20 protein-coding genes are annotated in these 24,222 nt (G+C 69.7%); 17 read left to right on the top strand and 3 right to left on the bottom strand.

From position 1 onward, the window contains the following. The first annotated feature begins 74 nt into the window (after positions 1-74). The 16 genes from JRI60_RS33295 (at position 75) to JRI60_RS33220 (ending at position 21,197) form a co-directional block, all read left to right on the top strand. Positions 75-491, top strand: coding sequence for a hypothetical protein (locus JRI60_RS33295; RefSeq protein WP_239469851.1), 417 nt, complete (start codon positions 75-77; stop codon positions 489-491). Between the two features lie 78 nt (positions 492-569). After that, the gene (locus JRI60_RS33290) at positions 570-2,570 is read left to right on the top strand and encodes a serine/threonine protein kinase (RefSeq protein ID WP_204219959.1); all 2,001 of its coding nucleotides are present in this window, start codon (positions 570-572) and stop codon (positions 2,568-2,570) included. A gap of 22 nt (positions 2,571-2,592) precedes the next feature. Continuing rightward, positions 2,593-4,446, top strand: coding sequence for a serine/threonine protein kinase (locus JRI60_RS33285; protein WP_204219958.1), 1,854 nt, complete (start codon positions 2,593-2,595; stop codon positions 4,444-4,446). Positions 4,447-4,615: 169 nt separating this feature from the next. After that, on the top strand, positions 4,616-5,140 hold the full coding sequence (locus tag JRI60_RS33280) for a MerR family transcriptional regulator (RefSeq protein ID WP_204219957.1): 525 nt from the start codon (positions 4,616-4,618) through the stop codon (positions 5,138-5,140). A 47-nt stretch (positions 5,141-5,187) separates the two neighbouring features. Further along, entirely contained in the window at positions 5,188-5,682 is a 495-nt protein-coding gene (locus JRI60_RS33275; protein WP_204219956.1) for a sigma factor-like helix-turn-helix DNA-binding protein, read from the top strand. Positions 5,683-5,788: 106 nt separating this feature from the next. Then, positions 5,789-7,333, top strand: a complete 1,545-nt coding sequence (gene purH, locus JRI60_RS33270; RefSeq protein WP_204219955.1) for a bifunctional phosphoribosylaminoimidazolecarboxamide formyltransferase/IMP cyclohydrolase — start codon at positions 5,789-5,791, stop codon at positions 7,331-7,333. Positions 7,334-7,336: 3 nt separating this feature from the next. Then, positions 7,337-10,735 carry a tetratricopeptide repeat protein gene (locus JRI60_RS33265; RefSeq protein WP_204219954.1) on the top strand — a complete coding sequence of 1,133 codons (3,399 nt, stop codon included), beginning with the start codon at positions 7,337-7,339 and terminating at the stop codon, positions 10,733-10,735. A 1-nt stretch (position 10,736) separates the two neighbouring features. Continuing rightward, entirely contained in the window at positions 10,737-12,005 is a 1,269-nt protein-coding gene (gene purD, locus JRI60_RS33260) for a phosphoribosylamine--glycine ligase (protein WP_239469850.1), read from the top strand. Beyond that, positions 12,002-13,114 (top strand): LptF/LptG family permease, encoded by a 1,113-nt coding sequence (locus JRI60_RS33255; RefSeq protein WP_204219952.1) that lies wholly within the window; start codon positions 12,002-12,004, stop codon positions 13,112-13,114. Before purD ends, JRI60_RS33255 begins: the two co-directional genes overlap by 4 nt. Then, entirely contained in the window at positions 13,111-14,211 is a 1,101-nt protein-coding gene (locus JRI60_RS33250) for an LptF/LptG family permease (protein ID WP_204219951.1), read from the top strand. The genes JRI60_RS33255 and JRI60_RS33250 overlap by 4 nt, the downstream gene beginning before the upstream one ends. Beyond that, the gene (locus JRI60_RS33245; RefSeq protein ID WP_204219950.1) at positions 14,208-15,440 is read left to right on the top strand and encodes an O-antigen ligase family protein; all 1,233 of its coding nucleotides are present in this window, start codon (positions 14,208-14,210) and stop codon (positions 15,438-15,440) included. Before JRI60_RS33250 ends, JRI60_RS33245 begins: the two co-directional genes overlap by 4 nt. A 160-nt stretch (positions 15,441-15,600) precedes the next feature. Further along, positions 15,601-15,954 (top strand): helix-turn-helix domain-containing protein, encoded by a 354-nt coding sequence (locus JRI60_RS33240; RefSeq protein WP_204219949.1) that lies wholly within the window; start codon positions 15,601-15,603, stop codon positions 15,952-15,954. Positions 15,955-16,033: 79 nt separating this feature from the next. Further along, on the top strand, positions 16,034-16,402 hold the full coding sequence (locus JRI60_RS33235) for a response regulator (RefSeq protein ID WP_204219948.1): 369 nt from the start codon (positions 16,034-16,036) through the stop codon (positions 16,400-16,402). Positions 16,403-16,494: 92 nt separating this feature from the next. Then, on the top strand, positions 16,495-18,201 hold the full coding sequence (locus tag JRI60_RS33230; RefSeq protein ID WP_343213349.1) for a serine/threonine-protein kinase: 1,707 nt from the start codon (positions 16,495-16,497) through the stop codon (positions 18,199-18,201). Positions 18,202-18,412: 211 nt separating this feature from the next. Continuing rightward, on the top strand, positions 18,413-19,963 hold the full coding sequence (locus JRI60_RS53690) for a hypothetical protein (protein WP_239469849.1): 1,551 nt from the start codon (positions 18,413-18,415) through the stop codon (positions 19,961-19,963). Between the two features lie 130 nt (positions 19,964-20,093). Continuing rightward, positions 20,094-21,197 carry a nuclease gene (locus tag JRI60_RS33220; RefSeq protein WP_204219946.1) on the top strand — a complete coding sequence of 368 codons (1,104 nt, stop codon included), beginning with the start codon at positions 20,094-20,096 and terminating at the stop codon, positions 21,195-21,197. Between the two features lie 10 nt (positions 21,198-21,207). On the opposite strand, the gene JRI60_RS33215 is transcribed toward JRI60_RS33220, so the two are convergent. Beyond that, a complete protein-coding gene (locus JRI60_RS33215; protein WP_204219945.1) occupies positions 21,208-21,663 on the bottom strand; it encodes a DUF4265 domain-containing protein in 456 nt (151 codons plus the stop codon). 13 nt (positions 21,664-21,676) lie between these two features. After that, complete coding sequence (locus tag JRI60_RS33210) at positions 21,677-22,171, bottom strand: HNH endonuclease (RefSeq protein WP_204219944.1); 495 nt, start codon at positions 22,169-22,171, stop codon at positions 21,677-21,679. A gap of 44 nt (positions 22,172-22,215) precedes the next feature. Here JRI60_RS33210 and JRI60_RS33205 point away from each other — a divergent pair, with 44 nt between their 5' ends. Beyond that, positions 22,216-23,118 carry an MBL fold metallo-hydrolase gene (locus JRI60_RS33205; RefSeq protein WP_204219943.1) on the top strand — a complete coding sequence of 301 codons (903 nt, stop codon included), beginning with the start codon at positions 22,216-22,218 and terminating at the stop codon, positions 23,116-23,118. 39 nt (positions 23,119-23,157) lie between these two features. Here JRI60_RS33205 and JRI60_RS33200 read toward each other — a convergent pair whose 3' ends face one another. Continuing rightward, positions 23,158-24,210, bottom strand: coding sequence for a glycosyltransferase family 4 protein (locus tag JRI60_RS33200; RefSeq protein WP_204229196.1), 1,053 nt, complete (start codon positions 24,208-24,210; stop codon positions 23,158-23,160). Positions 24,211-24,222: the final 12 nt, after the last annotated feature.

Genomic DNA, 24,222 nt, shown 5'->3' with positions numbered 1-24,222 from the left:
CGAGACATGTCGGCCCCGGGTGCTACAGCTCTGCACCGGTCTGTGCGGTTGACCGGAAAATTGGAGAGCAACCCATGCTGAGTACCCTGAGGGCGTCCCCGCAGCAGGAGGCGACGGTGAGCTCCCGACAGCACGACGACAACTCCCCCTCCGAGCGTCCGCTCACGCGTCGTACGTCCACGCCCGCCCGCTCGCCGGGCGGCCTGCGCGTCATCGAAGGCGGAGGGCAGCGCCGGCAGGACGAGCCGCTGGTCTCCCGCGACGCGGTGGCCCGGGTCCTCATGGAGGCGGGAGTGGATCTGCTCCTGCGCCGCATCACCCCGACGCGGGCCGCGGAGATCGAGCGCCGGGTGGACCGGGTGTTGGACCTGTTCGACCGGGTGGACGCCGCGCCCCTGCTGATGCCCGTGCTGCAGCGGCACCTGGACGAGCTGGAGGTGCTCATGCGTGAGACCCGCCAGGTCCGCGCCCCCGCCCGCCGAGGGGGGTAGGAACCAAACGTGCGACAGGAGGTTTGACCCTCCCCGCCAGGGCGCTTACGCTCGGGGCCTTCCGCGCCCGGGCGCACCGTGTCGATCGAAACCTACGGCAACTACCAGCTCATCAAGCGGCTCGCCATGGGCGGCATGGCGCAGATCTATCTCGCGCGCCAGCGGGGGCCCGAGGGCTTCGAGAAGCTGCTGGTCGTCAAGCGCATCCTCCCGCACCTGGCGGAGAACGAGGACTTCGTCCGGATGTTCCTGGACGAGGCGCGCATCGCCGCTCGGCTCAACCACCCCAACATCGTCCAGATCTTCAACCTGGGCGCGCAGGACGACAGCTTCTTCATCGCCATGGAGTACATCCATGGTGAGGATTTGCGGCGTGTGTGGAAGCGCGCCGAGCGCAGCGGGCAGCTCATCCCGGTGCCGCTGGTGTGCCGCATCATCATCGAGGCCTGCGCCGGCCTGGACTACGCGCACAAGAAGACGGACGCCAACAACAAGCCGCTGGGCATCGTCCACCGGGACATCTCCCCGCAGAACATCCTGGTGACGTTCGAGGGGCGGGTGAAGGTGGTGGACTTCGGCATCGCCAAGGCGGCGGACCAGGCCACCGTCACGCGCTCGGGGGTGCTCAAGGGCAAGTACTCGTACATGTCGCCGGAGCAGGCGGCGGGGCAGAAGCTGGACCGCCGCAGCGACATCTTCGCCCTGGGCGTGGTGCTCTACGAGCTGCTCACCGGCACGCGCCTCTTCAAGCGCCCGAGCGACATGTCCACGCTGCAGGCGGTGGCCGAGTGCAAGATCCTGCCGCCCTCCCAGGTGAACTCGCGCGTCCCGGCGCACCTGGATCCCATTGTCATGAAGGCGCTGACGCGGGATCCGGCCGACCGGTACGCGGAGGCGGTGCAGCTGCAGCTCGCGCTGGAGGATTGGCTCGTCGCCCACCAGCTGCCGTCGTCCTCGGCGCACGTGTCGACCTTCATGCAGGACCTCTACGCCGCGCGGCTGGCCGAGGAGGCCCGGCTGGGCGACGTGCTGGTGGAGGAGGCAGAGATCCTCTCGGGAGGCTTCAAGGCGGTCGAGAAGTCCGGCGCGGAGACGATGGCGGCGCCGCGCTCGAAGGACGAGGCGAGCGCGCGCAACGAGGCCGATGCCGCCCGGACCCAGCCCCTGGAGTCCACGGCGGGCCAGTTCGGCACGGGGCGTATGCCGGCCCGGCCTTCCCGGAGCGAGTCGCGCGGCACCTCGGAGCGCAAGGGGGTGGAGCCCCGGCGCACCGTGGACATCCGCCGGGCCCCGGCCCCCGAGCCCGTGGAGGAGCCGCCGCGCTCCACTCCCTCCGAGAAGCCCGCGGTGCGCGTGAGCCGGGCGAAGCAGCCGGCCGTGCCCCCACGCCGCAAGTCGAAACGGCTCGCCGTGGTGGGAGTGACGGCGGGGGTGCTGGTGGGTCTGGGCCTGGGCGCATGGTGGGCCCTGAGCTCCACTCCCGCGCCGGAGGCGACCCGGCCCGCGACGGCGCAGCGCCCGGTGGAGCCGAAGCCGTCCGAGTCGTCCCCGGGCGAGACCCCGAAGCCGGCCGTGGCCGCCTCCGTGAAGCTCACCCTGCGGACGAAGCCCGAGCAGGTGGCGCTGACGGTGGATGGCAAGCCGCTCGAGAAGGGTCAGGGGGTGGTGTCGGCCATGCCCGGACAGGAGCTGAACCTGCTCGCGGAGGCCCCGCGCCATCGCCCGCTCTCCAGGACGGTGCGGGTGGGGGAGGGGCCCACGCAGGAAGTGGTGCTGGAGCTCGAGCCCCTGGCCGAGTCTCCCCGCGAGGAGCACAAGCCGGAGCCCGCCCGGGCCGCGGTGGCCGCGGTGGAGCGCCCGTCCTCGCAGGAGACGCGCCGGGGCTCGGTGCGCTTCGCGGTCACTCCGTGGGCCGAGGTGGCTTGCGGTGGGCGCAACCTGGGGACGACGCCGCTGCCGGACGTGCAGCTGCCCGCTGGCGTGTACGAATGCAAGTTCTCGAACCCGGAGATGGGGACGCGCACCCAACGGGTCGAGGTGAAGGCCAACACCCACACGCGAGTGCTGGTGAAGTTCTAGCTCGTTCTCCGGGATATCCGTCGTGACACTCGAAGCTGGCACTCCCATCGGCAAGTACGTCATCAAGCGCAAGCTGGCCGAGGGGGGCATGGCGGAGATCTACCTCGCCGCCTCCACGGGGCCCGAGGGCTTCGAGAAGGAAGTCGTCATCAAGCGGGTGCGCTCGTTCCTGTCGGGGGACGAGGGCTTCGTGCAGATGTTCATCGCGGAGGCGCGGCTGGCCTCGCTGCTCAACCACGCCAACGTGGTGCAGATCTTCGACTTCGACAAGCACGAGGACTCGTACTACCTGGCGATGGAGTACGTGCGCGGCTGCTCGCTGTGGGATCTGCGCAAGCGCTGCCGCGAGAAGGGCGTGGTCGTCCCGCCGGTGCTGGTGGCGCACATCGGCGCGCAGGTGGCGGCCGGACTGCACTACGCGCACCGCCTCAAGGACGCGGAGGGGATGCCGCTGCACCTGGTGCACCGCGACGTCACCCCGCACAACGTGCTGCTGTCGCTCGACGGAGCGGTGAAGCTCACCGACTTCGGCATCGCCAAGGCGGGCAACAAGTTGACCCAGCCGGGCATGCTCAAGGGCAAGTTCGCGTACATGTCCCCGGAGCAGGCGCGCGGCGAGGCGGTGGACGCGCGCACGGACGTCTTCGCGCTCGGCGTGGTGCTCTGGGAGATGCTCACCGGAGGCCGGCTGTTCGACGGGGACTCGGAGATCGCCGTGCTCCGGGCGGTGCAGGAGAGCGTCATCGCCTCGACGGCCCGTCTCAACCCGGACGTGCCGGAGGAGCTGGACGAGGTGGTGGCCATCGCGCTCGAGCGCGACCCGGAGGCCCGCTACCAGTCGGCCGGCGAGCTGGAGCGCGCCCTGGCCCAGTGCGTGCTGCGCCATGCCCGGAGCGTGGACGACACGGACGTGGGGACCTTCGTACGGCAGCTCCTCGACGTGCCCCTCACGCAGGTCATCCAGATGCCGGCCGCGCTGATGGAGCGCTCGCAGCGGAGCGCGCGCGCGCGGAGCCGCACGGGGGAGACGCCCTCGGCGGCGGACCCCACCCTCCAGCGGGCGCCCGTCCAGCGCGAGCCCACCGCGGTGATGCGCTCCCCGGGCGCGGTCTCGGGGCGCAGCGGGTCCGTGCGCTCCACCCCGCCCGAGGATTCCCTGGTCTCGGCGTCCACCCAGGTGCTGACTCGCGACGCGGAGAAGGGGGGGGACACCCGGGCCGCATCGTCCGAGCCGCCCTCTCCGGTCACCGCCGCATCCGCCCCGGCGGGGCAGGGGAGCGCGCCGGTGGCCGAGCCCTCCATGCGGGTGGCCCAGGTGGTTCCCGCCGTTCCGGCGAAGCGCGGGGGCAAGGGGCTCTGGGCGGGCGTGAGCGTGGGCGCCCTGGTGCTCATCGGTGGAGTGGCGGCCTTTGTGTGGCCGAAGCCGTCGGCTCCCCCGGCCCCGGCCGCCGGTCCCACCGTCACGGCGAACTCCCAGGAGGTTGCCGGGACCTCCTCCACCGCCTCGCAGAAGGGCTCCGTCGCCGGGTCCGAGGTGAAGGCCGATGTGAAGCCCGAGGCTCCTCCCACGCCGCCTCCCTCCGATGCCGGCACGGTGTTGGCCGTGGCGCCGCCGGTCGAGCCTCCTCCCGCCCCACAGCCGGCGGCCGCGCCCGTGGCCCAGGCCAAGGGGACCCTCACCGTCGTGGTCACCCCGTACGCCGACGTCTACCTGGACAAAAAGATCCTCAAGAAGGAAGTGCAGGGCCGCGCCAGCTTCCAGGTGGCGCCGGGCAACCATGTGCTCACTTTCGAGCACCCGGCCAACACCGAGGAGCAGAGCTTCACCCTCGCGCCCGGCGGCAAGGTGACGAAGACCTTCCGCGCCAAGCGGTAGTGCGTCCAGCCGCGCCTCGCGTTCGCGCGTAACTCCCCAACACCCGCCCGGTTCCGCCCGGTCGCGCCCGGCATCCGCACGCCCGGTGCTACCGCTCGCTACAGGTCTTTCTTGACAGCTTCACGGCGTCTCTGGCATTCAGTGTGGTCCATTCAGTAGCATCTATTCAATGGAAGGAACGCGGTTGCTGGATCCCGAGGAGCTAGAGCGCATCGAGCGCGACTTCGCTGGCGGTCTGCCGGCGAGGCAGATCGTCGAGATCTTCCAGCCCCGGGGCGTTCAGCTCTCCGAGGCCACGTTCCGCAAGTACGTGCAGGTAGGCCTGCTGCCCCGGAGCCGCCGTGTGGGGCGCAAGGGGAAGCACCAGGGAAGCCGGGGGCTGTACCCGGTGGAATCAGTCCGGCGGATCAACGCCATCAAAAAAATGATGGCGGAAGGTCACACCCTGGAGGACATCAAGCGCTCCTTCCTCTTCCACAAGAACCACATCGATCAGCTCGAGCGGGGTCTGTCCGAGGTGTTCGATGGTCTTCAGGATCAGCTGAGGGATCGCGCCTTTGGCTCGGAGTACCGGCATACACTGGAGGAGGAGCTGGCCACGTTGAAGGCGAGGGCCCGGGAGCTGGTCAGGGACGTGGCCCGGCTGGGGAGTGCGGTTACCGCGCACCGAGACGAAAAGCTCCGTTCGCAATAGGATGGGGGGCTGGTGAGGGGTAGAGTGGAAACATTGCTGGAGGGGACATGTCTGAAGTGAAGCAGCAGCGGCCGGAGGAGGAGGCGCCCGCGGAAGCGGAGGGTGGGGCGGAGCGCCGTCGCTCGAAGACGATGTCGCGCAAGGAGATGGCGAGGGACCTGCGTCGCCGTCGCCTGACGGGCCAGATCGACCCGGAGGAGGGAGATCTCCTCAACGCGGTCGACTCGCAGCGTCCGAAGACGCGGGCGGACTGTGTGAACGGTCCGCGCCCGTGCCTCTTCGTGTCCTGCAAGCACAACCTCTATCTGGATGTGAACCCGGAGACGGGCTCCATCAAGCTCAACTTCCCGGACAAGGAGATCTGGGAGCTGGAGCACACCTGCGCCCTGGACGTGGCGGAGAAGGGTGGCATCACGCTCGAGGAGGTGGGCGCCATCATGAACCTCACCCGCGAGCGCATCCGCCAGGTGGAGACGCGCGGTCTGATGAAGCTGCGCGAGGCCACCGAGGCAGAACCCCCGGTCTCCGCCCGCAAGCCCTGAAAATCGGGGTGGGAGCCACTGTCCGACACGGACCGTACGCTTCGTTGACACCCAGGGGGGTGGTTGCTAGACGAGCCGCCTCTCTCTGACAGAGGCGTGCGACACCGTGCTGGCTCTCCTCAGCGTTTCCGATAAACGCGGTCTGGTCCCCTTCGCGCAGGGTCTCGTCCGGCTCGGCTTCGAGCTGCTCTCCACCGGGGGCACGCTCGCCGCGCTCCAGGCGGCGGGTGTCCCCGCCAAGAAGGTCTCCGAGCATACGCAGAGTCCGGAGATCCTCGGTGGCCGGGTGAAGACGCTCCACCCCCGCATCCACGGTGGCCTCCTCGGCCGGGTGGACCTGGAGAGCGACCGGGCGGAGATGTCCGCCCATGGCATCGCTCCCATCGCCCTGGTGGCCGTCAACCTCTACCCCTTCCGGCAGACGGTGGCCTCCGGTGCCCCCGAGGCCGACGTCATCGAGCAGATCGACATCGGCGGGCCGGCCATGGTGCGCGCGTCGGCGAAGAACTTCCGCCACGTGACGGTGGTGGTGGATCCGGACGACTACGAGGCCGTGCTGGCCGAGCTGGAGAAGAGCCGCGCCACCAGCGAGGAGACGCGCCGGCGGTTGATGCGCAAGGCCTTCGCGCACACCGCGGCCTATGACGCCTCCATCGCGGGCTGGCTGTCGGCCCAGGCCGGCGAGCCGTTCCCCGAGGAGCTGGCGCTCCCGTTCCGCAAGGTGCAGGGCCTGCGCTACGGGGAGAACCCGCACCAGCGCGGCGCCTTCTACCGCGAGCACGCCGCGCCCGCGGAGCCCACCGTGGCCTTCTCGCGCGTCCTCCAGGGCAAGGAGCTCTCGTACAACAACATCCTGGACCTGGATGCGGCGCTCGGCCTGGTGCTGGAGTTCCCCGAGCAGCCCTGCGCGGTCATCATCAAGCACAACACCCCGTGCGGCGTGGCGGTGGATGCGTCCCTGACCACGGCCTACCGCACCGCGCGCGCCATCGACGAGGTGTCCGCCTTCGGTGGCATCGTGGCGCTCAACCGCGAGGTGGATCGCACCTGCGCCGAGGCGCTCGCGGAGACGTTCCTGGAGGCGGTCATCGCCCCGACCTACTCCGCCGAGGCCCTCCAGGTGCTGTCGGCCAAGAAGAACCTGCGCCTGCTGGAGGCCGGCCCCGGACTGGCCTCGCCGACCGCCCGCCCGAGGTCCCAGCTGGAGGCCCGGAGCGTGTCTGGCGGCCTGGTCCTCCAGGACAAGGACTCCGTCGAGCCGCCGCTCGAGTGGAAGGTGGTCAGCAAGCGAGCCCCCACCCCCGAGGAGGAGCGAGCCCTGCGCTTCGCCTGGAAGGTGTGCAAGCACGTGAAGAGCAACGCCATCGTGTTCTCCAATGGCTCGAAGCTGCTGGCCGCGGGTGGCGGGCAGACGAGCCGGGTGGACTCGGCGAAGATCGCCACCGCCCGGGGTGGCGAGGCCCTCAAGGGGAGCGCCGTGGCCTCGGATGCCTTCTTCCCCTTCAGGGATGGGCTCGACGAGGCGGCCCGGGCGGGGGCCACCTGCGTCATCCAGCCTGGCGGCTCGGTCCGCGACTCAGAGATCGTCGCGGCGGCCGATGAACATGGCATGGCCATGGTGCTCACGGGAGTGCGACACTTCCGCCACTGAGCCATGCGGATTACCTGCCAGAAATGTGCGGCGGCCTACGCCATCGATGACCGGGTCATCACCCCCAAGGGTGTGCGCGCGCAGTGTCCGCGCTGTCGCCACCTGCAGTTGGTGAAGCGCGAGGATGCTCCCGCGCAACCGGACGTAGCCTCGGCCCCCGTGCCCAAGCCCGCCGCCGCGCCGGTGGCCAAGCCCTCTGCGCCGGTGGCGAAGCCCGCTGCCGCGCCCAAGCCCGCCGCGCCAGTGGCGAAGCCCGCCGCCGCTCCTTCCGCGGCAGCGAGGCCCGCCACGCCGTCCGCGTCCCTGACCGATGAGCTCTTCGGGGACCTCGGAGATCTCGAGCCCGCGCCGGATCCCAACGTGGACGCGGCGGACTCGTTGATGGACGACCTCGCGTCGATCGGCAGTCCGCCCTCGCCGGCCCTGTCGAAGGACGCGTTGTTCGGCGATCTCGCGGATCTCACGCAGTCGTCTCCGTCCAATCCGACGTATCCGATCCTCGAGTCCAAGCCGGCCACGCCGGGCTATGCGATTCCGTCGGGCGATCTGCTGTTCGACGAGATCGCACCGCCCCCGCCGCCCGTTGCGGCTCCGCAGCCGAAGCCGGCCGCGCCCGTGCAGGCCAGGCCCGCCGCTCCGGCTCCGCAGCCGAAGCCCGCTACACCGGCCTTCTCCGTGCCGTCGGACGACGCGCTGTTCGACTTCAACTCGCCGCCCGGCTTCGATGCGCCGCCTCCGGCTCCGCAGCCGAAGCCGGCCGCGCCTGTGCAGGCCAGGCCCGCCGCTCCGCAGCCGAAGCCGGCCGCGCCCGCTCCGCTCCCGGAGCCGGCGGACGACGGCATCTTCGACTTCAACGCGCCGCCTGGATTCAGCGCTCCGCCTTCCGCGCAGGCCGCTCCGGCGCTTCCGGAGCCGGCGGACGACGGCATCTTCGATTTCAACGCGCCGCCTGGCTTCAATACGCCGCCCGCCGCGGCTGCTCCGGCGGCCGCCGCGGCTCCCGAGGGTGATCCGCTTCTCGACTTCTTCGGAACTCCGCCTTCCCAGCCCCAGGCGGCGCCCGCGCCCGCCAGGGCCCAGGCTCCCGTTGCCGCGCCCGCCGCGACGCCCAAGGCGTGCCGCGAGTGCGGCAAGTCGCTGGTGGATCCGTTCGATCAGGCGCTCGGCGCGTGCGAGGACTGCCGGCAGCGCTTGCAGAAGTCCACGGCCGCTCCCGTGTCCGAGGTCCGGTCCGTGGAGGTCCTCGACCTGCCGCCGATGTCGGGCGACGTGTCGGGTTCCATGCCCGCGTCCCTGCCGCCCGAGCCGGGCAGTGGTGCACGGTCCTCCGCGTCCGCGCCCATGCTGTCGGCCGAGCCGCGTAGCTCCGCCCGTGCCGGGGCCCAGCGTCCCGTGACGGCGGGCGTGGCCGTGACCGCCTCCAGCGGGGGGCGGGGTGGGCTCGTGGCGGCCCTGGTGGTCCTGCTGCTGCTCGGCGGCGGTGGGGCCGCGTACATGTTCGTGCCCCAGGTGAAGGAGCTGGTGGGCGGGAAGTCCGGCGGGAGTGGGGCGTCGTCGAAGCAGTCGAGCCAGCCCGAGGGGGCCCCATTGCCTCCGGCGGTGGAGGCCGTGCTGCCGCGCTGGCGGCTGATGTTCGTGGACGCCAGTGGCGGTGACAGCAAGCAGCTCCTCTCCGAGGGGCAGACGCTGCTCGACAAGGATCAGCGGCTGGCCTACTCGCGGGCGGCGGAGTCCTTCCAGCGCGCGCTGTTGTTGGATCCGAGGAACGACTCGGCCATCGGTGGCTACGTGCAGGCGATCTCGCTGGGGCTCGGCTCGGGGATGGATGACACGACCTTCGAGGAGGCGCGCTCGCTCATCGAGGCCGCCGAGGGCCGGGCCAGCCGCGACGCGAACCTGTTGGTGGCCCATGCCAACCTGCTGCTCGCGCGCTCCCGTGAGTCGGAGAACCTGGAGCAGGCGCGCAAGCTCGCCGAGGAGGTGCTGGCGGGGAGCGGCGAGGGCGTCGTGGCGCAGAAGGCCGAGGCCCACCTGGTGCTGGGCCGCGTGTTCCTGACGTCGTCCCGGGAGCTGGCCAACCAGCACTTCGACTCGGCGCTGGCGATCGCCTCGGACCTGCACCGCGTGCACTACTACCGCGCGCTGGCCGACGAGACGGCGGGCGACTACCCGCTGGCGATCGATCGGCTGCAGAAGCGGCTCGAGCAGGATCCCGACCACTGGGAGACCCGGTCCACCCTGGCCCGCATCTACCTGGAGGTGGGCGAGACGGAGAAGGCGCGCCAGCTGTACGAGGCGCGTCTCAAGAGCTCGCCGGGGGACTTCCACGCGCTGCTGGCCATCGCGGTGATGCGCTACCAGGTGGAGGGTGGCGTGCCCGGCGCCCTGGGGGCCCTGCGTGGCCTGCTGCGCAACCGTGACAAGTACGAGCCGGGCGAGGTGGCGGAGCTGCTGCTGCACCTGTCGGCCGTGGAGCGTGTGTCCAGGAATCTGGAGGCGTCGGCCAAGGCGGCCCGCGAGTCCCAGGAGCTGGTGAAGAACAACCCGGCGGCGAACCTGCAGCTCTTCCTGGTGTCCGTGGCGCGCAAGGACGCCGCGGCGGCGGCCGGTCACCTCGCCACCCTGAAGGGTCATCTCGACGATCCGGCGCTGGAGAAGATGCTGGAAGGCCGGCTGCGGCTGCTCGAGCGCAAGCCCGCCGAGGCGCTGGCGGTCCTCCTGGAGTCCGCGCGGCTCGATCCTCGCCGCGCGGACGCGATGCTGCTGGCCGGAGTGGCCGCCGCCCAGGACGGGCGCCGGGACGAGGCCTTCCGCGTGCTCGCCCAGGTGCTCCAGGCGGATCCGCTGCGGCTCGCTCCGCGGCCCGTCCTCACGACCTTCTACATGCGCTCGGAGGATCTGCTCGAGGGGCTCGAGGGCTCCATCGTGGCCATCGCCCGGGGAGACGACGACCTGCTGCCCCACCTCTACGAGGGCCTGCTGCGCTTCCACCAAGGCGACAACGCCGCGGCGGAGAAGATGCTCAAGAAGGTGGCCGAGGTGGACTCCAACAACGCGCCCTCGTTCGCCTACCGCACCCTCATCGCCATGGAGCGCAAGGACATGAAGGCGGCGAAGAACCACGCGGCTCACGCCGTGGCCGGTGGCCGCCAGGTGGCCATCGCCCACCTCGTGCAGGGACTGGTGATGATCGAGTCCAAGCAGGTGGAGCCGGCCAAGCGTTCGTTGCGCGAGGCGGTGACGCTCTCCCCGAAGCTGTATGCCGCCGCGGTGAAGCTCGCCGAGCTGGAGGCGGCCACCAGCCGGAATGACGTGCGCGCCCGGCTGGTGCGGCTGCTGGGGCTCGATCCGTCGTACCTGCCCGCCAAGCGCGTCCTCTACCAGCTCGAAAAACGAGGTTGACGTGAAGGTCCTTCTCCTCGGCTCCGGCGCGCGAGAGCACGCGCTCGCCTGGAAGCTGTCCCAGAGTCCGCTGCTGACGAAGCTGCTGATCGGTCCGGGCAATCCGGGGACCGCCCGCGTGGGCACCAACGTTCCGGTGCAGGCGGACGCTCCCGACGCGGTGGTGGCGGTCGCCCGGAGGGAGAAGGTGGACCTGGTGGTGGTGGGCCCCGAGGCTCCGCTGGTGGCGGGCGTTGCGGATGCGCTCGCCGCAGCGGGCATCCCCTGCTTCGGTCCGGTGGCCGGGGCCGCGCTCATCGAGGGCTCCAAGGCCTTCGCCAAGGAGATCATGGCCGAGGCGGGCGTGCCCACGGCGGCCTTCCAGGTGTTCGACAACGTGGCCGACGCCGAGGCCTACGCCATGGCCCAGGGCCGCATCGTCGTGAAGGCGGACGGACTGGCCGCGGGCAAGGGCGTCATCGTGGCGCAGGACGTCCAGGCCGCTCGCGAGGCGGTGCGCGCGGTGGGCCTCATGGGCGCGGCGGGCCAGCGCATGGTGCTGGAGGAGTTGCTCGAGGGCGAGGAGGTCTCCGTCATCGCCCTGTGCGACGGTGAGCGCTATGTGCTGCTCCCTCCGGCGCAGGATCACAAGCGGGTGGGGGAGGGCGATACGGGCCCCAACACCGGCGGCATGGGCGCGTATGCCCCGGCGCCCTTCCTGTCTTCCGCCCAGCTGTCCGAGGTGGGCGAGCAGGTGATTGCCCCGACACTGGCGACGCTGCGGCGGCGGGGAATCCCCTTCCGGGGTGCGCTGTATGCGGGGCTGATGCTGACGCGCAACGGACCCAGGGTGCTCGAGTTCAACGCGCGTTTCGGAGACCCCGAGACGCAGGTGTTGATGATGCAGCTGGCGGAAGACGTGCTGCCGCTGCTGGATGCGTGCGCGCGCGGCCGGCTGGAGTCCCGCCCGCTCGCCGTGCACCCGGGGGCCTCGGTGGGCGTGGTGCTCGCCGCCCATGGCTACCCGGAGGCGCCGAGGAAGGGTGACCGCATCCAGGGCGTCGACTCCGTCCCGGCCGATGCGCCCGTGTTCGTCGCGGGCGTGGAGGACAAGGGCGGTGCGTGGCTCACTGCCGGTGGCCGGGTGCTCACCGCGTGCGCGCGTGGCGCGGACCTGGCGGAGGCCCGCTCCAAGGCGTACGCCGCCATCGACCGCATCCGCTTCGAGGGCATGCACTTCCGCCGGGACATCGGCGCCAAGGGGCTACGGGCGCCTGGCACGACGCCGTGAAGCTGCTCGCGCGCTACCTGCTGAAGGAGCTGGTCATCCCCCTGGGGGTGTGGGTGGCGTTCCTCTTCCTGCTCCTCTTCGTCATGCAGTTCCTGCGGGGCACGGACGTGCTCCTCGGGTCCGCGGTGACGCTGCAGGACATGGGGCAGCTCCTCCTCTACCTCGCGCCGCACTTCCTGATGATGGCGCTGCCCATCGCCTTCCTGCTGGCCATCCTCCTGGGGCTGGGCCGGCTGTCGGAGGACCGGGAGCTCACCGCGCTGCAGGCGCTCGGCATCGGTCCGGTGCAGCTGCTCGCCGGGCCGCTGGCCATCGGCGCGGTGCTGGCCGGCTTGATGTTGCTGCTCACCTCCACCGCCGAGCCGTGGGGGCTCACCAGCGTCAAGGGGTTCGTGGCGGAGATCATCAAGAAGAACGTGGTGGGCGACGTGAAGTCGGGCGTCTTCTACGAGGATCTGTCCAACCTCACCCTCTACGCCGAGACGGTGGAGGGCGAGGAGCGCCGGTGGACGAACGTGTTGCTGTACGATGACCGCGAGCCGTCCTCGCCCCTGCTGATGCTCGCGCACAACGGGCAGGTGAACACGAACACCTCCGGACAGGTGCTGACGCTGGTGCTCGGCGATGGCGAGGCGCACCGGGCCAACCAGACCTCCTCGGCCTACTCGGTCGTCACCTTCCAGAAGGGAGAGATCGCCGTGGGCGTGGAGGGCTCCATGGGGCGCCGCAACCGCTTCCGCTCGCCCAAGGAGGAGCTGACGCCGGTGGAGCTGCTCCAGGCCGCCGACGAGGCCGAGCGCACCGGGGGAGACGCCCGGCCCTTCCTCATGGCGCTGCACAACCGCGTGGGGCACGCGCTCGCGCCGCTGTCCTTCGCGCTGCTGGGAACGCCGCTGGCCATTGGACGGAGGCAGGGCGGACGCGCGTGGGGCTACCTCTTCACGCTGGGCGGCTACGTGCTCTTCTACCTGCTCATGCGGCTCTTCGAGCAGATGGGACAGCAGGGCAAGCTGCCGGTGCCGCTGGCGGGCCAGCTCGCCAACATCCTCTTCTGCGCGGCGGGCGTGGTGGCCATGTACCGCGTCAACCGTTCGGGGACGGTGCGGTGAACCGGACGCTCTTCCGTTACGTGGCGCGCACGTACCTCCAGTTCGCGGTGGGCATCCTCGCCGCGGTGGTGACGGTGTTCCTCGTCGTGGACTTCGTGGACCGGGCGCGCAACTACACCGGCGAGGGCTGGGTCTGGAACGTGACGGTGCTGTACGCCAACAAGGCGCTGGTCTCCATCCAGCAGGTGGGGCCGGCGGCGCTGCTGCTGGCCGCGGGGGCCTCGGTGTCCTCCCTGCGCAAGCGGGGCGAGGTGACGGCGATGCGCGCCCTGACCTTCGGACCGGGCGCCCTCTATCTGCCCGTGGCGTTGTGCGTGGCGGTGGCCTGCGTGGGGCTCGTCGCCTTCGACGAGCTCGTCGTCGTCAAGGCGGCCCGGCGCGTGGAGCAGATCACCACCGAGAAGTTCAACCGTTGGGGTGACTGGGGCCTGTACCACAGCCCCAAGCAGTGGTTCCGCCGGGGGGACAACATCTTCTACCTGCGCGAGGGCAGTGCGCGAGAGGGCTTCAGCAACGTGGCGATCCTCACGGTGACGCCGGACTTCCGGCTGGCGAGGCGCCTGGACGCGAAGACGATGTCCCCGATGGAGGGCAGCCGCTGGAAGCTGAGCGGCGTGGTGGAGCGCTCCTTCACGAAGGACGGCCAGTCCCAGGTGCGCCAGTTGGACGAAGCCGAGTTCGAACTGGGCGTCACCCCGGACACCTTCCGCATCCGCCCCGGCCGGCCCGAGCAGATGCGGCTGCCAGTGCTGCGCGAGCAGATCCAGGCGCGCCGGGAGGTGGGGCTGGAGACGGGGCAGTTCTCGCTCGCGTTCCACAACCGCTTCGCCTACCCGTTGGCGGGCTTTCCCGCGGCGCTGCTGGCGGTGGGGCTGGCGCTGCGTCCGGGGCGCAAGGGGCACCTGACGGTGGCCATCGTCGAGGGGCTGCTCGTCTCGGTGACGATGTGGGGTCTGATGGTGGTGACCCGCACGCTGGCGATCTCCGAGCGCATGCCTCCGCCGGTGGCCGCGTGGCTCCCGGTCGTGCTGCTGGTGGTGGCCGCGGTCCTGTTGTGGATGCAGGGGGAGGGGTTGCTGCGGAGGCCAGGCACGTGAACGTGCGGCCCGAGGCGCTCGAGCGCTGGCTCCTGGTGTTCCTGGCCTTGTGGGGCGTGGGGTGCCTGTTCCTGGAGGCCCTGTCCGCGGTGGGGCTCGCGGGGTGCGCGCTGGGCGCGCTGGTGGTGGCCCGGCGGAGCGGCGTCACCGTGCGCGGGGCGTTGCGCGCCTGGGCGCCCCTGGTGGCCTTCCTCGCGTGGGCGTTGCTGGCGCCGCTGCTCTCCGGACACCCACCGAGAGGCACGGGCGTGGCGCGCCTGCTGGACTTCGTGGGCATCCCCGTGGCGGCGGTGGCGCTCGGTGCCCTGTCGGAGGCGCGGCGGGTGCGCCTGGCGTGGGTGCTGGGTGGAGTGTTCCTCGCCTCGTGCGCGGTGGCGGGGCTTCAGCACTTCGGGGTGTGGCCGTCGCCGGAGGCCTGGGCGCCGCTCGCGTGGACGCGCCTCCCGTTCGATCGCGTCTACGAGATCGTTCCCGGCACGGAGGATCGCTTCATGGCCGGGGGACTGCTGTTCCACCGGCTGAAGTTCTCGCACATCGGCGGCATGGCGGTGGCCTTCGCGCTGGGCGTGGGGCTGCACCTGGAAGGCCGTCGGCGCGCCATGGCGCTGACCGTGGCGGTGGTGGGGCTCGTCGCCGTGGGCCTCTTCCCGTACGCGCGGGCGGCCAGCGTGGCCCTGGTGGCGGTGATGGGGTTGGTGGTGGTGCTCGGCCTGCCGAGGCGCGTGGGCCTGCCCGCGTGCGCGGCGGTGCTGGGGCTGGCCGGGCTGGCGCTGGCCCTCAACCAGCCGCTGCGCGAGCGCTTCCTCAACAGCACCACGGAGAAGGGCTCGGGGAGCCGGACGGCGCTGCTGGAGACGGGCCTGTGCGCGGTGCGCCAGCATCCCATCACCGGCGTGGGCGCGGGACGCTTCCAGGCCCGCCTCTACGCCACTCCGGACATGCCGCAGCAGGCGCGCGATCACGTCGGCAAGTCGCACAACCAGTTCGTCAGCATGGCCGCCGAGGCGGGCGTGCCGGGTGCCATCCTCTTCGTGGTGCTGCTGGGCTGGCTCGCCTGGCGCTTCCCGCTGAAGCGGCCCGAGGGCCTGGGCGCACTCGGGGCGCTCGCCTTCTTCTGCCTGCTGTCGCTGCTGCACGATCCGCTCTTCCACGTGCAGGCCTCGCAGGCCCTGATGCTGGTGCTGGGCGCGGGGTTGAGCGGGCCGCCCTCGCGCTCCACCCCCAGTTGACTTCCTCGTCCATTGTACCGCTGAACGATTTCCCTCCCTGGGCGAGGACTGAAGTTGGACGGTTCGGGGGTCATTGCATGGCCCAGAGCAAAAGCAGGGTCCAGCCCCGAACATGTGCACTTCACACCGCGAGGTAGCCCACCAATTATTTGCGGTGCGTATGGACAACGAGAAGAACAAGCTGGCCGGGGCGGGACGTCTGCCTCTCCGGTTCGGCGACCACATGCGGCGTCTCAGAACCGCACGGAGACTCACCCAGGAGATGCTCGCCGAGCGCAGTGAACTGTCCGTCGACGCCATCCGGCGCATCGAGCGCGGTTCGTTCTCTCCCTCCCTCGAGACGCTGTCGAAGCTCTCGGCTGGGCTCAACGTGTCCTTGAGGACGCTGTTCCACAACTTCGAGCGCGAGCGGCCCGATCATGTCGCGGAGATCTGCGACTTCCTCTCGCGCCGCTCCGGACGCGAGCTCCAGCTCGCCTGGCGTGTCCTCCAGGCCATGTTCGAGGAGCGCTGAGACCCGGAGGATCCGCTGGGTAGGACCCGGCGGATGTTCCCTGTTTCTTCGCCGCTCGCTGGCTTAAGCAGCGCCCACCATGTCCACCCCGGCGGGAGCCCCGCCAGTCATTCTGCTGGTCGAGGATGAGTCCGACCTGCGGGACACCATCGAGGAGCTGCTGAGGGACGAGGGGTTCCAGGTGAAGTGCATGGCCGACGGCGAAAAAGCGCTCGAGTGGCTGTGCGGAGGTCGGAGGCCCGCGCTGGTGTTGCTCGACTTCATCATGCCCCGGATGAATGGCTGGACCTTCCTCGAGCGGATGCGGGCCGCTCCGGGGCTCGACGCGGTGCCGGTGGTCGCCATCAGCGCCCTGCCGGTGTCACATCCCTCCCTCTCCGGCGTGCTGCGCAAGCCCTTCGATCTCTCCTCTCTCGTCGACACCGTCCGGCGGTTCGCCGGGGGGTGACTGGCGAAGGGGGGCCGAGGCGGGCTAAGTCTCGGGGTGGGCCCAGGTGCGCCCGACTCCCCATGACCCAACCTGCTGCCAGTGAAATTCGTGTGGGCACGGTCCTGCAGGACACGTACGAGATCACCTCGCTGCTCGGAAAGGGAGGCATGGGCTCGGTCTTCCTGGCCCAACATCGCCGACTGCCCGGCCGGCAGGTGGCGGTCAAGGTCCTCCAGAACAGCGCGAGCCTGAACCCCGAGTCCTACGCGCGCTTCCGCCGCGAGGCGGAGATCGCCTCCAAGCTCGGCCATCCCAACATCGTCGAGGTGCTCGACTTCGACGCCCTGCCGGATGGCACGCCCTTCCTCATCATGGAGTGCCTGCGCGGCGAGAGCCTCGAGCAGCGGCTGGAGCGGGGCCGGCTCCCGCTCGAGCAGACGCTTCCCATCATCCGGCAGATCGGCTCGGCCCTCCAGGCGGCCCACCGCGCCGGGGTCGTCCATCGCGATCTCAAGCCCGCCAACGTGTTCCTCGTCCCCACCGACTCCGGCGGCGTGGTGGGCGAGCAGGTGAAGCTGCTCGATTTCGGCATCTCGAAGATGCTCGACTCGCAGACGCTCCAGACCCAGGAGGCGGTGCTGATAGGCACGCCGCAGTACATGTCGCCCGAGCAGGCGATGGGGAAGAACCGGGAGATCGATGCCCGGACGGACCTCTTCGCGCTCGGGTGCATCGTCTACGAGATGCTCTCCGGAACGCCGCCTTTCGCTGGTGATGGCGCGAGCGTCGTGCAGGTGATCTTCCGGATCGTCCACGTGCGGCCCGAGCTCCTGGCGGCCCTCTGTCCGGACCTGCCCGAGCGGGTTGTCGTGGCGGTGGAGCGGGCGCTCTCGAAGGACCCGGCGGAGCGCCAGCCGGACGTGGCCACCTTCATCCTGGAGCTGACCGGCAGTCCGCTCCAGTCGCTCACGGGCATCGCGGTGCCCTCGTTCTCCTCCTCGCGGGCGCGCTCCGTGCCGGCCCCGGAGGGGGAGGGTGGATTCGCCGCGACGCACGTGCCCCTCAACACGGCGCGCTTCCCGGCTCCTTCCAACGTGGGGGATGAAGGCGGGTTCGCCGCGACGCATGTGCCCTCGTCCACGGCGCGCTTCCCGGCCCCGGTCGCCGCCGAGGCGGATGACGTTGGATTCGCGGCGACGCTCGTCCCCGAGCCGACGGCGATGTCCCAGCAGCGGCCCGTCGCCGCTCCGGTCGTCCCCGCCACCGCGCCGCAAGTGACTCTGAGTCGCCCCGCGCCAAGGACGGGCCTGATGGCGGGAGCGGGAGTGCTGCTCCTCGGGTGCGTGGCCGCGGGCTGGTGGTTCGGGCCCCGGTTCGCGAGGGAACCCATCGAGCCGGTCGTCATGGTGGCACCCGCGGCCTCGGCCATGAAGGCGCCTCCTCCCGCGTCCCCTGTCGCGCCCGCCCCGGTGGTGGTCGCCCCTGCTCCTCCAGTGGCTCCTGCTGTCATCGAGCGCCGCCCCGCCTCGCGAGTGTCCTCGTCGAGCGAGACCTTGCCGGAAGAGGTGCGGAGCATGCTGCGGCAAGGCGAGCTCGCGCTGGCCGATGGCAAGACCGATGAAGCGCTCGAGCTCGCCTCACGGAGCCTGCGGATCCGCCCGTCTGGAGCGGGGTTCTCCTTGCGCACCCGTGCCCACTGCCGCCTGGGGTCTCTTGGCGACGCCAACGGGAATTGGCGGCAGGGGAAGACGCTGATGTCCGAAACGGAGCGTGACCGGGTCCGCCGGTTCTGCAAGAAGCACGAGATCCAGCTCTAGGCCAGCTGGAGTAGGTTCTTTCAGGGGTGCTCTTGCAGGAAAGGACGATGCACCTTCCGGTCGCGCTCCGGACGAACTGGTCCGACAGTCAGACCAGTTGAGCCCGAGCGCGCCCGGGACCTCCCTCTTGAGAGGACCTACCCCACGTGGCTTGGTTGTGAGCACTCGCGCCCACCGGAGCAGGTCCGGGCGCACCCGACAGGAGGAAGATGTGAGAGCGGTTCTGGCGACGTTCATCGCGGTAGCAATGCTGAGCGCTGTCCCCGCGCGGGCGGCTCCCGTGGAAGCGGGGAAGGTATTCTCTGGCCCCGAGGGTGAGCAGGTGGCGGTCGTCCCGCTCACCCCCATCGAGAGCAAGAAGGCCCTGATCCAGGTCCAGGGGACGGGGAGCGAGCTCGACGGCAAGGTCCTCCCCTACGAGGTCCGCGAGTCGGGCGACGACGTGTACTACACCACGCAGTGGCGGGGCCGGAGCTTCTCCACCTTCGTCATCGACACGCACGCGGGCCGCAAGACGAACTACCTCAACCTGCCCGGCCAGCGTGACAGCCTCAAGGTCTCCTTCGACGAAGCGCGCACCAAGGCCCTGAAGGCCCAGGACGTGTACGCGCTGCACAAGAAGCAGCAGTCGGACGGCACGCTCACGAAGCTGATGGCCTTCGATCGCAAGGCCGAGACGGCTCAGGCGGAGGAGGGCCTCGCCGAGTCGGTGAAGTCCATGAACGAGGCGTGTGGCACCTCGGTGAAGGTGACGCTCGACTGGGGCCGTATCTCGGACGATCTGCTCAAGAAGTACAGCATCGCTTCCTACTGCGGGACGCCCTTCGAGTCGCTGCGGAGGCTGTGCGAGTCGGCCGAGGCGAAGAAGGCCATCCAGGCCCAGGTGAAGGAGGTCTCCTGCCAGTTCGGCGAGGCGCTGAAGCTGGAGGTGCAGGCGGGCCGGGTGGGCTGGACGACGGCCCTGGACGCGTCGAACCAGGAGGAGTTCGCCACGAAGTACTTCGAGGAGAACCTCGAGTCCTCGCGAGGCCAGGGAGAGAAGCTCAAGGAGGGGATGCGCCTGGCGAAGACGCACGTGTGCACGGATGGGAAGGGCCACTACGTGGTGGTGGCGCCGGGTGAGGAGCAGGGCGTGAAGTTGTCCTATGGAGACGGGAGCAAGTTCGTCGCGGTGGCGCCTCCGCCCTGGGTGCTCACGGGCAATCACTTCCTGGAGCCGCGCTTCTTCAACAAGACGATGAACTCCTCGTTCCGCGGGCTCGACATGCGCGTGTACTCGGAGGTGAACGTGAAGGAGGAGCAGAAGCTCTGCGAGGTCCGCTGTGGTGAGCGGACCATCCCGTTCTCGATGCTCGAGTCCGAGAAGGTGCGCGAGGTGCTGAGCAAGGCCACCTTCGAGCCGAACCCGCAGAAGTTCGTGCCCTATGCGCTGCTGCGCGATCAGAAGGGCCGCTACTACCTGGTGGACCGCGGCTTCCATCCGTCCGAGGAGAAGAAGTTCCGGGTGTTCATCGGCCCCAAGGGCAACCTGCAGCAGCAGAAGATGACGGACGTGGTGTCCGACTCGGAGGGGGAGATCTTCTCGACGAAGAAGGGAGACCTCCGGCTGGTGGTGGACAAGGAGGCGCCCTCGACGTGGATCGAGAAGAAGAAGAAGACCGAGCTGCGCACGGTGCCTCTCTCCGAGAACCTGCCGCTCATCTACAACGAGCTTGGCGTGTACACGGGCGTCCGTCTGGGGACGCCGTGCGACGACCAGTGAGGAAGTAAGGAGGGCGCTTTGGGAGCGGAATGAGCGCCTGCTCTTCCGCTCCCCCCTCCGCCGTTCCCGAGGCGCCCGCCCCGCTGGCTGTCGGCGCCCGGTGTGCGTGGGTTGTACCTTTGGCGGTTCCGTGAGCTCGAGCCGCCTCCCACAACTGCGCGCGGACGTCCGCGCCCGTGCCGAGAACCGTCCCGGGGTCTACCGCATGCGTGGACCCTCGGGAGAGGTGCTCTACGTGGGCAAGTCGGTGAAGGTGCGGACGCGGCTGCTCTCCTATTTCCGGGCGCAGCGAGGGGAGAAGGCCGCGGAGATCATCGGACATGCGCACGGGGTGGAGTGGGAGTACGTCCCGAGCGAGTTCGCCGCGTTGCTGGAGGAGTTCCGGTTGATCAAGCGCTGGCGTCCGCCCTTCAACGTGGAGCACAAGCGGGACAGCCTGTTGTGCTTCATCAAGCTGACGCGCGAGCCGGTGCCCCGCCTGCTGGTCGTGGGGCAGGTCATCAACGACGGCTGTGAGTATTTCGGGCCCATCCGGGGACGGCAGCGCGCCGTGGAGGCCGTGCGTGCGGTATCGGATCTGCTGGAGCTGCGGGACTGTCCCTCGGACACGCCCATGCGACTCGCGGATCAAATCGACCTGTTCGGCTTGAAGGAGGATCCGCGCTGTATCCGGGGACAGCTCGGGCGCTGCGTGTCGCCGTGCGCGGGAGGGTGCACGCGCACCGAGTACCTCGCCCGTGTTGCCCAGGCGCGAGCCTTCCTGAATGGACTCACGGAGCAGCCGCTCGCCCACCTGCGCGAGCGCATGAGCATGGCGTCCAGTTGCCTCCAGTTCGAATACGCCGCGGATCTCCGTGACCGGGCCGAGACCTTGGAGGGCGTGCAGGCCGAGCTGGTCCGGATCGGGCAGGACGTGGAGCGCCTCTCCTTCCTCTACACGGTGCCCGGCCATGACGGAGAGGACCGGGTCTACATCGTGCGCCGGGGCAGCGTGCGCGCCGAACTGTCTGCTCCGCGGACTTCCGGAGAGCGACAGATGTTGGAGGAGAAGGTGAGCGAGATCTTCGAGCGGCCAGAGCCCAGGACGGTGGGCTTGCGCGCCCACGAGGCGCAGGAGGTGCTGCTCGTGGCTCGCTGGTTCCGTCTCAACCCCGCCGAGCTGGAGCGGACCGTGTCGGTATCTGGTCTTGTCCGGACGGGAGTGTCGGGCTTCGAGGGGGACTCTCCAGGATAGGGGGTCTCCGTCAAGGCTGTCCCAGACAAGCCTCCTCGTAACCCCATCGCTCCGCATCCTTGCCGGAGTCCAACTCCTGCCTCAGCTTCTCCAGTGAGACCGTGGGCGGCACGTCGATGGCGATGAGCCGGGGAAGATGGCTCTGTTCCGTCGAGCAGCCCAATTGCTGAAAGTGCGCACGAGCAGCCGGCACATCCGACGGGTCGTAGACGATGACCCGAATCGTACTGTGTCCCGAGGGAAGAACGACCTCCTTGAAGCGAAAGACGTTCTCCTCCGGCACGGCTGAGACAATGTCGTTCACGGCGACGCCGAGCGCGAAGAACGGAATGTTGTCGAGCTTGAAGAGACCCTCACCCACCTTGATGGCCCAGAGCGTCTCCGCACTGGCTGGCGGGTAACCGTCCTCGTCCTGATCCAGCTCGAACAACAGTTTTACATACTGCTCGGGAGCGGGCTCCGTCATGGTCGAATTACCTTCACTGCTCCTTGTCACTCTTCTTGATATTGAAATCCCGGCAAAGGACCTGCCCGTTATCGGGAGTTCCAGGGCCCCCTTTGGACTTGGGAATCACATGATCGACCTGTGTCTCGTTCTTGGGAGGTGTAATACCTTTCTGATGTTGCTGAGCTGGAACCGTCTCGACACCACACTTCTCACATTGTGTCTTGCCTCCATTGCGAGAAGCATTGTCCTGCTTGACCGTGAGCTTGTCCTTCTGCGTAAAACGCGAGCCGGGGCGCTTGCCAGCGATTGTCTCCAGAATAGGAGTCGCGGGTACTTCATCAAGGTTCAGCGAGCCTTCCAGGTTCGTAGCCGCAGTCGCTTGCTGCTGGACAGCAGGCCAACATTCCACTCCTGTCATCCCGACCAGGAATGGAAGGAGCGCCACGAGAACGAACGGATGGAGACGTCGCATGTCTCCATCCTGAGCGACGGTGGAGCCCTCGGCAATCCGGAAGGCGAGCGACACTTCTTTTCGTTGCCAGTCCCGAGGGGCGGGTGTGGAATCCCACCATGGCTCAGCCTTCGCGCCGTCACCCGGGTAACGCGCCCGGCCCCTGGTTCGTCGATGATATGTGCACTGACTGTGATGCCTCGCGACAGTGCGCGCCCGAGCTGTTCGGGGAGAAGGATGGCAAGACGGTCGTCTTGCGCCAGCCCTCCACCGAGGCCGAGATCGTGGCCGCCACGCGCGCGATGCTCATCTGCCCCACGAACTCCATCGGAGTGGTGGGGCTCGAACCGCGCACCGAGGGGCTCTTCCCCTTGGAGCTCGAGGCGGGGGTGTACCTGTGCGGCTTCAACTCGTCGAGATCCTACGGGTCCAACTCGTTCTTCGCGGTGCGGAAGGCCGGGAACTTCCTCGTGGACTCGCCGCGCTTCGTGCCGCCGCTCGTGAAGCGCTTCGAGTCACTCGGAGGGGTGCAGGACATCCTCCTCACGCACCGCGATGACGTGGCCGACGCGGACCGGTATGCGGCCCACTTCGGCGCGCGTGTCTGGATTCACGAGGAAGACCGCCATGCGGCGCCCTATGCGACCTCGCTGGTGCGGGGCCAGGAACCGGCGACGATACGTGAGGGTCTGGTCGCGCTGCCCGTGCCCGGACATACGCGGGGCAGCATGATGTTCCTGCTGGAGGATCGCTATCTGTTCACCGGCGACTCGCTGTACTGGAGCCGCGAGAACCAGCGGCTCTCCGCCTTCCAGAGGCAGTGCTGGTATTCGTGGGAGAAGCAGGCCGAATCGCTCGCCCGGCTCGTCGACTCCGTGCGCTTCGAGTGGGTGCTCGCCGGCCATGGAGGCCGGCACCATGCTCCGCACGAGGTGCTCCGCGCCTCATTGTCAGCGCTCGTCGAGCGCATGCGAAAGGGCGAGTCTCATGCTGATGAAGGGTGGCGGGGCATCGCGTGGTGAAGTCCTCCCCGCGCGTCTCGCCATGCCACCGCGCGGGGCTCAGCGTGCCTCGAGCGCCCGGCGGTAGGTGGCCAGCGTCTTCCGGGCGCAGTCCTCCCAGCTGAACAGCGCGGCGCGGTTGCGCCCCTTCTCCGTGAGCTCCCGGCGCAGGGCGTCGTCGCGCAGCAGCTTCATCGCCGTCTCGCGCCAGGCATTCGCATCGTCCGGGGAGAGCAGCAGCGCGGCCTCACCCACCACCTCCGGCAGGGACGTGGCTCGCGCGGCCACCACCGGGGTGCCGCAGGCCATCGCCTCCAGCGCGGGCAGTCCGAAGCCCTCGTAGCGCGAGGGCAGCAACAGCGCGGTCGCGGCCCCGTAGAGGCGCGGCATGTCGTCCTCGGGCAGGTCGGCCAGCTCGATGGTGCTGTCCGGGAAGCCCAACTCCCAGACCGCCTTCTTTCCCGCGAGCAGGACGATGGGCACCGGCAGCGACGGTGCGATCTCCGCCAGCATCCCGAGGTTCTTGAAGGCCTTCGTGTTGCCCACCGCCAGGAAGAAGCGTGGCGGCAGTCCCCGGCGCTCCCGGAAGTCCTTCAGCTCCGAGGCCGCTGGCGGCTGGTAGCGCGCGTCCACCCCGTTGGGAATCACCTGGAGGCGGTACGGCGACAGGCCGAGCTCGCGCGCCAGCTCCTCGCGGGAGAACTCGGAGACGGTGATGAGCGCCCGCGCCGTCTTCGCCCGAGGGCCCACGATGAGCTTGTAGTAGGCGCGGCGGCCCGGGCCGTACTGCTCGGACAGCACCAGGTGGTTGGCGTCGTGCAGCGTGGCCACCAGCCGTCCGGGCCACAGCGCGGGCACGGAGAAGGACGTGGCATGAAACAGGTCCGGCCCCAGCCGGGCGAGCGAGGCCCCGAGTGCCGGCTGCTCCAGCGGCGACAGGAAGCTCGCCGGGCAGCGGTGCAGGGGGATGCGCGGGGTGAGGGCGCCGAGCCCCGCCGGCAGCCCCTCCGGGCCCGTGAGGCCACTGAAGCGCAGGTCCGGGGCCATCTCCGGCAGCCGGCACGCCAGCTCCAGCGCGTATCGCGCGATGCCGTGCAGCCGGCCACGGACCATCCGCAGGTCGAT

Origin of the sequence: Archangium violaceum (assembly GCF_016887565.1) — a bacterium.
Classification (GTDB): Bacteria; Myxococcota; Myxococcia; order Myxococcales; family Myxococcaceae; genus Archangium; species Archangium violaceum_B.
This window is presented reverse-complemented; position numbering and strand designations above follow the sequence as displayed.